This is a genomic window from Oleiphilus sp. HI0080 (assembly GCF_001635135.1).
On the sequence record NZ_LWFU01000491.1, the window covers coordinates 1 to 9,044 of the forward strand.

Consider the following 9,044-nt stretch of genomic DNA (forward strand, 5'->3'; position numbering starts at 1 on the left):
AATTCGGCAATTCCATAAGCGTAAATTCTTTTAAGGTCTTCCTTAGCGTTTACAGAAATTCGATATGTATACATTAACGCTTCAGTTCTTCTTTGAACTCTTCAAGCATTTCAGCAGGACTTTGAGAAACAAATCCACTTTGCTCAGCTTCCATCAGTTTAATATTTATGAGCTCAGCTCTTCTGGCTCTTCGAATTAAATCGTTGATCAACTCGCTTTTGTTGGAATAGTCTCGGATGTTATCGACATGATTTCTGAGCCATGTGTCATTTTGTTCCGTTAGGGTAATGCTTTGCCTTGTCATAATGATACCTATAGATCGGTGCAGTTATGATGCAATAATACACCAGAATGCGTAAAATTATAATATAGATACTGTGGCATCATGTTACTGAATGGTGAAACGCGGACTATAAATTCGGTATGCCTCCCCATCAGCTGCCACCAAATAGTAGACATGCGGCTCGAGATAAAGCTACAGCGGTTTTTTGGTGATGAGCGGACATTGCCATCGCGCTCCCCTTTTAAAAGAAAACATACCAAAGCGGATCAAAGTTAAACGCGCCATCTTTACTTTTGGAAGCGATAGCTAGTGAGGATATACGTCTCAAGACGCATATAAATGCAAAGAAAACACCTGTGCCTGTAAGTAGCTGATTTGAATAACTTATTGGCTTCTTTATGGAGATAATCAAAATTAGGATATACGTCGCGAGGCGTACTTCCAAAACGACACTTTTCTGCTTAGGATAGAAAGCTCAGGGATGGTTGGACCCGCCAAGTAAGTAAGGATCAACAATCAAAAAAATATACCGTCGCAAGACGTGCGTCGCGAGACGTATATTCAAATGTTAAGTGTAAGGAAGATAATGAGCGAATACCTGATATGGATAATCGTGATAGCTCTGGTATACCTCGATGCCATGGCAATCTATTACGCACATAAATCGGAAATGTACGAGCCAATTCAATTATTTTTCCAAGCTCTAATCGTACTATGCATACCATTGGTCGGTGCATTGCTCATTCTAAATTTCGCTCTTAGTCATATAAGGTCTGCACCGCAATATAGTGGTTCTAGCAAATCAAGGTCTCGCGTACTAGAGCTCTTCTTCCTTACCGCTATAGTGGCTTCGCACTCAAATAGTGTGGGGCTTTCCGATGACGGTGCTGGCAGTAGCCACATCGATTCCGGTGGCTTTGGAGGGGACGGCGATGGCTAGCGTTCTAATTAAACACAAAACACTTAACAAGGCGCTCAATCAAGGACGCGCATAAATGCGCGCCGCTTAGCTTGGCGTTAACTGTTCTGGTTGTTATATATGAGAAAAACTGTACTGCTTTATATGTTTTACGCTCTTATTGCCGTCATTGTGAACGTAAGGTTTTATAGCTTCTTTACAACATTTCAAGCAGCGGAGCTGAGCTTTGAACAAAAGGTCGCGGAAAAGGCAGCCTTAATCAAGGATGGCTCTTTGAAGCTAACTGATGACCAGTTAGCGGATTTATTGCTGGCTGCGGCTAACAGGGACTATGAAATTATTCAGCAAAAATGGACTACAGCGTTCAATATAATTCTATTTAGCATTTCGCTATTTTCCATCCCCGTCACCCAGCAGTTAACCAGGCGCTCAAGCAAGGACGCCGTAAACGGCGCCACTTAGCTGAGCGTTAAGGCATCAAATGAAAGTATTTATTGCTGGTCTTATTGTTGGTATTGGGGTTATGTATTTCTCAGCCGAAAGAACCTTGGATAAACTCCATTTGTTTAACAGCGAGCAACTCCATCTTGGTTTGATTAATGAGTACAAATTTTTCAATAAAACGCTGAACGAGATTGAGTCTGGTAATATCGAACAGGCAATTCATCGCATAAGGAGCATTCAGGAGGCTAATAAAGCACTTATTAAAAAATGCATAACCGAAAGCTGTGCGCCAGGAATATCTAATGAACTTCAATCAGCGATCAAGCCTTAACAAGCGCAAGCAACAGGACTCGCAACAAGTTGCTCGCCGCTGTTGCGGGCGTTATGTTTCCTAATTTTAACAGTGAAGATTATGGATAGTCTCTTTTCGTGTAATCCTGATTGTAGTATTGAAAACTTAATGGCTCTTGATTGGCTAGCTGTATTAGGTTTTTTCCTTGTTATCTATTTAGTTTCTACTGTATGGAGAAAATGGGCTTTTAGCCGGAACAAATACCCAGAAACTTCAATCAAGTGGCATGTGCCCAGATTTATTTATATCGCTACAGTCTTTTCGCTAGTATCAATGCCTACTGTTTGGTGGCTGTTTGGTTATACTAGCGCTAAAATATTCGGGAAATTTATACTTCCAGAGTCTGTAATTGTTCTATACATACTATGGGCATTAGGTCCCGATAAACATAACAAGTCACTGAAAAGTGACGCTAAAAAACGCGCACTTTAGTGGAGCGTTATACCCCTAAGAGAAAATCACATGAGCAGTAAATTCAGTAAAAACATCGCTCCTCACGTCCAGGCAGAGCTGGAACAAGCAATACATGCTAGGCGGCATGGAAACACGCGGAAAGAATTTTCGCATTTAGAAAATGCACATGTCCTCGGTCAAGAATCCACTTATTGGCACGTCAAAGTTCATTGGCTCATGTTTTTGTGGGCACTTCGCAACGTGGCGCTAAGAGAAATTCTGGGTCAAACATTTCGTATCGTTGGCGCCGCAACTAAAACAGCTGTCGGGCTAGTTCCTAAAGGGAATACTGGCGGCAGCAATGTAAGTCCATTTAGGGTTATGCCGCTCACCCAAGAGCATGAAAAACTAATTCAACAAGCCAAGGTCGGTGTATAACAATGCCTTGCAGCCGACCCACTTTCCGCTACTTCCCTGCGGTCATTCGCTACAAGTGGGCGGCTGAAGGCAAGCGTTATACGTAAATAGGAAATGGAGAGTTAAATGGAATTAGCAAAGCACTGGAATGAAATTACGAATGTTATTGGCTCAAGCCAAAGATCAAGCATGCATTGCTCAATCGCAACAGTTGATGACCAAGGTATGCCAAATGTAACTCCAATAGGCACTGTGTTTTTACGAAATGATTTCACAGGTTACTTCTTCGATACGTATACTTCTAAACTGGCTACTAACCTTAACCATAGTGATAAGGCTTGTTTAAGTGCTGTTAATACCAAATCATCCTTTTGGCTTAAGTCATTATTCAAGGGCAAGTTTCTATCGCCACCTGGTGTTCGCCTTTATGGCACTGTTGGCCAGCTACGAGAAGCTACCAAAGAAGAGATAGCTGCTGTAAATAAGCGCATAAAACCGTTAGCTTGGTCTAAAGGTAGTAAGCTTATATGGTCTAGTTTTACCCATGTACGTGATATCAAATTTAATGACTTTAGGCCTGTGCAATATCCAAAAATGATGGAACACCTGTGGCAGTAGTAAATAAACGTATAACCAACAGCTCAAACGGACTCCGTAACTGTCGCACCTTTTTTGTTCCAAAAAAGCCGCCACAGTTACTACGCCGTTTAGCTGGGCGTTAGGTGACATAAAAGCATTAAAATCAATAGGTTGTACTGGTTCATAAATCGTACAATGATGTTGCACGAATTATAGAAAATGCTAAGCCGAAGCATGTTCCATTAACTATAAATTTTGGCTTATTCCAAGCGGAAAACTTTGATGGTTGGCGTCGTTGATTTAGCAAACAAGAATGAAGTGAATCGTTGTGTTCACTGATGGTAGAATTAAAAATAATCGGTGAATTGAAGTTCAAGGTTCTTTTCAATAAAGAGAAAAAGAGTGGCGACCAAAACACCCCATTCTAAAGAAAAACCTAGGGCAATCAATCACCTAACAAGAAGCTCAAATGGACAAAATATGCTGTCATCCTTTTTGCAAAAACACGCAAAAAAGCTGCCATCAAATTTTGCCGTTTAGCTAGGCGTTATGTTTTTTATTACTTCTCGGGTAATCGAATTTATTAGCTAGAAGGATATAATCAATTGCTCTTTTAAACAGAATAAGCAGAAAGGAATCAAAAATTGACGATTAAAATTGGGCCTCTTGGAGGCAAACTCATATTCTGGGGGGCTACACTTTTTCTAATTGGCCTTATTCAAGGTGGTCTAATTCCTTATTTCCTAAATCCGCGTATGGCTTTGTCTGCTCACTTGGCTGCGGTTCAAAGTGGCATGGCGCTTATGATATTTGGTGTCGTCTTTGAGTTACTTTCTCTTAAAGATAAATGGTTAAAAATAGCCTATTGGTCAGGTTTATTAAGCATGTATTTAGTTTGGTTTTCTATTACGCTGTCAGCAGTATTTGGGGCAAGTAAAGCATTGCCAATGGCTGGCCAAGGTTTCTCAGCTAGTTACGTAGTTGAAACATTGGTGCTGTTAACTGTATATACCGGGGCGGGCCTTGGTATTTTATCAAGCTTGCTAATCGTGCTTGGTTTATCGAGGTTTGTTCAATCAAAGACAACATAACCAGCAGCTCCACCGGACTCCGTAATGTTTGCACCTTTCCTGCAAAACACGCAGCAAAGTCGCCAACATTACTACGCGCGGTGAGCTGGGCGTTCTAATGTCTGCTTTTCCAGTAGCCCTATTCAGAGCTCAGCCTTAACTTAACGTCCGCTTTTCTCACATTTCAGATGGAGGTTTTCGACTTGCGCAATGTCCGCTTTGGTGTGAAAGCCGATGATCTATAAAAAGTATTCAAAACAATGGCTTTCTGTCGAGATCTGGCTTGCTCATCTAGGTATTTCAATGCAAGCCTCACTCCTGATCTTTGGCGGTGCACTCTGCCAAATGCGGATCAATTTTACAGCGGACTCGGGCAAACAGTTTTAGTGCTTTCGGGTGATACACGCCCTCCCCTCGCAGAGTAATTCGTGCCTGCCGAAAGAAATCATTCCATTCATCTTTGGCTTCGTCTGAGATGTTAATCCAATACTTCTCAGGAATCCCTTCCTCGCTCTGGCGGATTTCACGAATTTCTTGATGGTATTTGCTCGCCATGAGATCACGTGATTGCTGGCCAAAGCCTTCGGGTACTTTCTTCCAGCGCACCAGTAACTGCATCGTCACTTGCAGGGTAGGCCAGTTGATTATGCCACCATCCGGTTCTAGGCCTTTGTACATTTCCATCGGTTCATAGGCCAAGGCCGGTGCCCCCGTCACGTCGACAACGCGGTTATTGAACTTCTGCAGTGCATTACGAATGCTCGAGGATACCGGTGTCATACCAATCTGTTTGGCAATGTAAACCGTCGCAGGCGCATTCTCGAGAACAGTAATGCGCTTGGCAGCAAGGTCTCGCGGTGCGTGAATTTGGCGGTTATTCACGAACATGAATACAGCGCCAATAGGCGCTATACCTATCACTTCATAGTCACCGCTGCGCATAAACTCGGCGGCACTTGGGTGACTTAGGGTTTTGATGACCATCCCCAAGTGTTTGTAGGTGGGGAGCGCCCCAACCGCACTCACCGAACCTGTAAAGTCGTTGTATTCCCGCGCACGTATGTCTGGCAAATTCAGCATATCGCAGACACCATTTTTGAACTCTTCCGAGGCGACCCGATCATCGGTATAGACTTTAAGCGAGAGGTCGACGCCCCAGCGAACAGCGTCAATTTGGTAGGCTTTCATCTCTTCATGAACCGGGCCGCCAATACCGACGAAATCGAAAACACACATGGTGAGCGGCGTTATCTGATTTGCGTGGAGCGAAGCGCTGACGAAAGCCAATAAACAGCGCGCAACACACTGACATATGTAATTTGGAGTATTCATCTCGCCAAGACCTCTCATGAAATAAAAGGGTAGGCTCACACTTCAATAGAGCGATGAAGTACAACACGGAGTGGATACAGACTAACGCACAAGGCTGTCTTGCAAGTTAATCTGTATCAAGGGAGATACATTCTTTGAGCAGATGGTCGCGGCGACGAGCTACACGTCATAATTGGTGGATGACACACCTCCACCTTGTCCGGTCCAATCAGTGTGGTGATGAGCGCCGGAGGCGTCATCAATACGTTGATAGGTATGCGCACCAAAATAATCTCGCTGAGCTTGAATGAGATTCGCTGGCAACCGTTCACTGGTATATGCATCGAGAAAATTAAGACCGGCCGCCATACAGGGCATGGGAATGCCCAACTCAAAGGATTTGGAAACAACTCTGCGCCAGGCTGGAAGGCAGCTCTCAAGAATCTTCTGAAAATAGGGATCAAGACCAAGAAAGGCAATGTTTGGGTCACGATCAAAAGCATCACGAATGTTTTCTAGGAACGCGCTACGAATGATACAACCTTCGCGCCAAAGTAAGGCGACATTGCCATAGTTGAGCGACCAATCAAATTCCTCAGAAGCGGCTCGCATCAGCATAAAGCCTTGTGCATAGGAGATGATCTTTGAAGCTAGCAATGCTTGCCGCAAATCTGCAAGCCAGGCAGATTGGTCGTTCAGTTTGATATCGGGCTTTGCAAATAAACCGGAAGCCGCAACACGCTCTTCTTTTAAGGAGGAGACGCAACGGGCAAAGACAGATTCGGTAATCAAAGTGAGAGGAACTCCAAGATCAAGAGCGTTGATCCCCGTCCATTTACCCGTGCCTTTTTGTCCAGCCTTATCCAGTATCTTAGAGAGTAAAAACGTTCCGTTCGATTCTTTATAAGCAAGAATCTCGCTGGTAATTTCGACTAAGTAGCTGTTGAGCTCTGTCTCGTTCCATTGCGAGAAAACCGCCGACATAGGTTGATGATCCATTTGCAGGGCTTCCGACATAAAATGGTAAGCCTCTGCAATCAACTGCATGTCACCGTATTCTATGCCGTTGTGTACCATCTTGACGTAATGCCCTGCACCACCGGCTCCGACCCAGTCACAACAAGGCTCGCCACTCGGCGTTTTTGCCGCAATCGACTGAAAGAGAGACTGCACATGCGGCCAAGCCTCCGCACTGCCACCAGGCATAATAGAGGGGCCGTTCCGAGCGCCTTCTTCACCACCGGATACACCCGTGCCCACAAAAAGAATATCCTTCTTTTTTAACGCATCTAAGCGCCGGGATGAGTCATCATAATTTGAGTTGCCGCCGTCGATAATAATGTCTCCGGCAGACAGGTAAGGTACGAGTTGTGCAATGACCTGATCGACCACATCCCCTGCGCGCACCATCAACATGATTTTGCGTGGCGCTTTCAACTGTGCAACCAAGTGTTCTATTGAACTCGCACCAACGATATTTGTTCCGTTTGCAGGACCTTCAAGAAACGCGTCAACCTTGCTGGCACTTCGGTTATAGGCCACCACCTTAAAGCCATGATCGTTCATATTGAGAATCAGATTTTGCCCCATCACGGCCAACCCGATAACGCCAATATCCCCTTCCACGTTCTGATCCACTGAACCCGTCATGGCTCCTCCTAATCCTGTACTAACTTGCTTGCGGACGCTTCATCCAACAACCACTCGGTCTCACCTTCAAAGGCAAATATGTTTGCCGCTGGGTATTGCTCAGACTCATCGTCATCTGCAAACAATGCATTGATAATGTCTGCTTTCCCCGGCCCTGTGACCAAAAAACTAATGTTTTGCGCATTACATAAAGTCTCTGCAGAAAGCGATATACGTGGTTGCCCGGTATTGGGGTGCGCTGCACTTACCCAGTTTTCTTCAGCGTCGTAATCCACGGCTCCGGGAAACAAAGATGCCGTGTGACCGTCCTCGCCAACACCTAATAAAACCCAATCAAAGCTTGGCCGCCCCTGATAGGATTCGACATGCTCCCTTAACTCTTTTTCCAAACGAAGCAACTCCGCCGCCATGCTCGCTTCGCCATCGATAGGATGAAGATTCTCTGCGGGTATCGGCAACGCATCCAGAAAATGGCGTTTCGCTTCGCCATAATTACTTTCTTCACTCAGCGCTGGAACCATGCGCTCATCGCCCCACCAAAAGTGCACGTTGTCCCACTGTATTCCGTCTTTCACAGGGCTGTTCAAAATAAAACGGTACAAGGCCATCGGCGTACTTCCACCTGACAAAGCGACATGACAAGGTTTATCACGAAAACTGAACGCCATTAACTTCTCTGCTACCTGCTCAAAGAGCTCAGGCGGCGCGTCAAATACTTTTATTTCAAACATCGAAACAGCCCTTTATAACTCGCAATAATCGGTATCGGCTAAATTTTTACACGGAAAACGCCATTCACGCTGATCCCTCTGCAGGAGGTCAAAAGCCTCCTTAGGCCCCCATGTTCCGCATGCATAACCATAGAGAGCGGGATCATGGTGGTCATTTTTGTACCTTAGTATGGGCTCAACAAATTCCCAGCAGGCTTGAACGGCATCGCTTCGTGCAAAAAGTGTGGCGTCGCCATTGAGCGCATCGAGCAACAATCGCTCATACGCGGTGAGTACTTTCGTCTCGCCCAGATCCTGATAATGAAAGTCCATCGAAACCTCTTCGGCTTCAAAGCCCGCCCCTGGGCTCTTTAAACCAAACTTCATCACAATGCCTTCATCGGGCTGAATGCGGATAATCAAGCGATTTCTCGGTGCCTTTGCGGCAAATACGGGGTGCGGTGTTGGCCTAAAATGAATGACGACTTCGGTTACTCGTGTCGGCAGGCGCTTACCTGTTCGAACATAAAAGGGCACTCCGCTCCAACGCCAGTTATTGATCTGCATTTTCAATGCAACATAGGTTTCGGTTCTCGAGTCAGGTGAGACACCTTCTTCTTCTCGGTAGCCGTACAGAGACTCTCCACGCACCTGAGAGCCCGTGTATTGCCCCAGCACCATATTATGCTGCAGATCATGTTCGCTAAGTGGTTGCAGGCTTTGCAGCAATTTTACAACTTCGTCACGGGTAGAATCCGAGTTGATCGCGGCCGGAGGCTCCATCGCGACCATCGCAAGCACTTGCAGTAGATGGTTTTGAAACATATCACGCAAAGCACCAGCGCCTTCGTAATACCCTCCGCGCCCCTCAACTCCCAAGGATTCTGCGCCGGTAATCTCCACATACTCAACAAAA

Annotated in this window: 12 protein-coding genes; 7 read left to right on the forward strand and 5 right to left on the reverse strand. The window is 45.3% G+C overall.

What is annotated here, in order from left to right; genetic code table 11:
* Positions 1-73: 73 nt before the first annotated feature.
* Positions 74-304 carry a CopG family transcriptional regulator gene (locus A3751_RS10290; RefSeq protein WP_068455370.1) on the reverse strand — a complete coding sequence of 77 codons (231 nt, stop codon included), beginning with the start codon at positions 302-304 and terminating at the stop codon, positions 74-76.
* Positions 305-869: 565 nt separating this feature from the next.
* Here A3751_RS10290 and A3751_RS10295 point away from each other — a divergent pair.
* The 7 genes from A3751_RS10295 to A3751_RS10325 all read left to right on the forward strand — a co-directional run bounded on the left by A3751_RS10295 (position 870) and on the right by A3751_RS10325 (position 4,478).
* Positions 870-1,223 (forward strand): hypothetical protein, encoded by a 354-nt coding sequence (locus tag A3751_RS10295; RefSeq protein ID WP_068465796.1) that lies wholly within the window; start codon positions 870-872, stop codon positions 1,221-1,223.
* A gap of 99 nt (positions 1,224-1,322) precedes the next feature.
* Positions 1,323-1,664 carry a hypothetical protein gene (locus A3751_RS10300; RefSeq protein WP_068455377.1) on the forward strand — a complete coding sequence of 114 codons (342 nt, stop codon included), beginning with the start codon at positions 1,323-1,325 and terminating at the stop codon, positions 1,662-1,664.
* Positions 1,665-1,683: 19 nt separating this feature from the next.
* Positions 1,684-1,977, forward strand: coding sequence for a hypothetical protein (locus tag A3751_RS10305; protein WP_068455390.1), 294 nt, complete (start codon positions 1,684-1,686; stop codon positions 1,975-1,977).
* Positions 1,978-2,058: 81 nt separating this feature from the next.
* Positions 2,059-2,430 carry a hypothetical protein gene (locus tag A3751_RS10310; RefSeq protein WP_068455393.1) on the forward strand — a complete coding sequence of 124 codons (372 nt, stop codon included), beginning with the start codon at positions 2,059-2,061 and terminating at the stop codon, positions 2,428-2,430.
* Positions 2,431-2,460: 30 nt separating this feature from the next.
* Positions 2,461-2,829, forward strand: a complete 369-nt coding sequence (locus A3751_RS10315) for a DUF3703 domain-containing protein (RefSeq protein WP_068455396.1) — start codon at positions 2,461-2,463, stop codon at positions 2,827-2,829.
* Positions 2,830-2,934: 105 nt separating this feature from the next.
* Positions 2,935-3,426 carry a pyridoxamine 5'-phosphate oxidase family protein gene (locus A3751_RS10320; protein ID WP_068455399.1) on the forward strand — a complete coding sequence of 164 codons (492 nt, stop codon included), beginning with the start codon at positions 2,935-2,937 and terminating at the stop codon, positions 3,424-3,426.
* A gap of 605 nt (positions 3,427-4,031) precedes the next feature.
* Entirely contained in the window at positions 4,032-4,478 is a 447-nt protein-coding gene (locus A3751_RS10325; RefSeq protein WP_068455402.1) for a hypothetical protein, read from the forward strand.
* A 291-nt stretch (positions 4,479-4,769) separates the two neighbouring features.
* Here A3751_RS10325 and A3751_RS10330 read toward each other — a convergent pair whose 3' ends face one another.
* From A3751_RS10330 to A3751_RS10345, 4 genes are all read right to left on the reverse strand, one after another.
* The gene (locus A3751_RS10330; protein WP_068455405.1) at positions 4,770-5,789 is read right to left on the reverse strand and encodes a putative solute-binding protein; all 1,020 of its coding nucleotides are present in this window, start codon (positions 5,787-5,789) and stop codon (positions 4,770-4,772) included.
* A 159-nt stretch (positions 5,790-5,948) separates the two neighbouring features.
* On the reverse strand, positions 5,949-7,418 hold the full coding sequence (gene gnd / locus A3751_RS10335) for a decarboxylating NADP(+)-dependent phosphogluconate dehydrogenase (RefSeq protein ID WP_197466272.1): 1,470 nt from the start codon (positions 7,416-7,418) through the stop codon (positions 5,949-5,951).
* Positions 7,419-7,426: 8 nt separating this feature from the next.
* Positions 7,427-8,149, reverse strand: a complete 723-nt coding sequence (pgl, locus tag A3751_RS10340; protein ID WP_068455403.1) for a 6-phosphogluconolactonase — start codon at positions 8,147-8,149, stop codon at positions 7,427-7,429.
* Positions 8,150-8,161: 12 nt separating this feature from the next.
* On the reverse strand, positions 8,162-9,044 hold an 883-nt coding region (locus tag A3751_RS10345), incomplete at its 5' end, for a glucose-6-phosphate dehydrogenase (protein WP_197466273.1).

Bases quoted from the DNA above. Each gene is read 5' to 3' on its own strand.
- A3751_RS10290 (WP_068455370.1), bottom strand. From the start codon at position 304: ATGACAAGGCAAAGCATTACCCTAACGGAACAAAATGACACATGGCTC.
- A3751_RS10295 (WP_068465796.1), top strand. From the start codon at position 870: ATGAGCGAATACCTGATATGGATAATCGTGATAGCTCTGGTATACCTC.
- A3751_RS10300 (WP_068455377.1), top strand. From the start codon at position 1,323: ATGAGAAAAACTGTACTGCTTTATATGTTTTACGCTCTTATTGCCGTC.
- A3751_RS10305 (WP_068455390.1), top strand. From the start codon at position 1,684: ATGAAAGTATTTATTGCTGGTCTTATTGTTGGTATTGGGGTTATGTAT.
- A3751_RS10310 (WP_068455393.1), top strand. From the start codon at position 2,059: ATGGATAGTCTCTTTTCGTGTAATCCTGATTGTAGTATTGAAAACTTA.
- A3751_RS10315 (WP_068455396.1), top strand. From the start codon at position 2,461: ATGAGCAGTAAATTCAGTAAAAACATCGCTCCTCACGTCCAGGCAGAG.
- A3751_RS10320 (WP_068455399.1), top strand. From the start codon at position 2,935: ATGGAATTAGCAAAGCACTGGAATGAAATTACGAATGTTATTGGCTCA.
- A3751_RS10330 (WP_068455405.1), bottom strand. From the start codon at position 5,789: ATGAATACTCCAAATTACATATGTCAGTGTGTTGCGCGCTGTTTATTG.
- gnd (WP_197466272.1), bottom strand. From the start codon at position 7,418: ATGACGGGTTCAGTGGATCAGAACGTGGAAGGGGATATTGGCGTTATC.
- pgl (WP_068455403.1), bottom strand. From the start codon at position 8,149: ATGTTTGAAATAAAAGTATTTGACGCGCCGCCTGAGCTCTTTGAGCAG.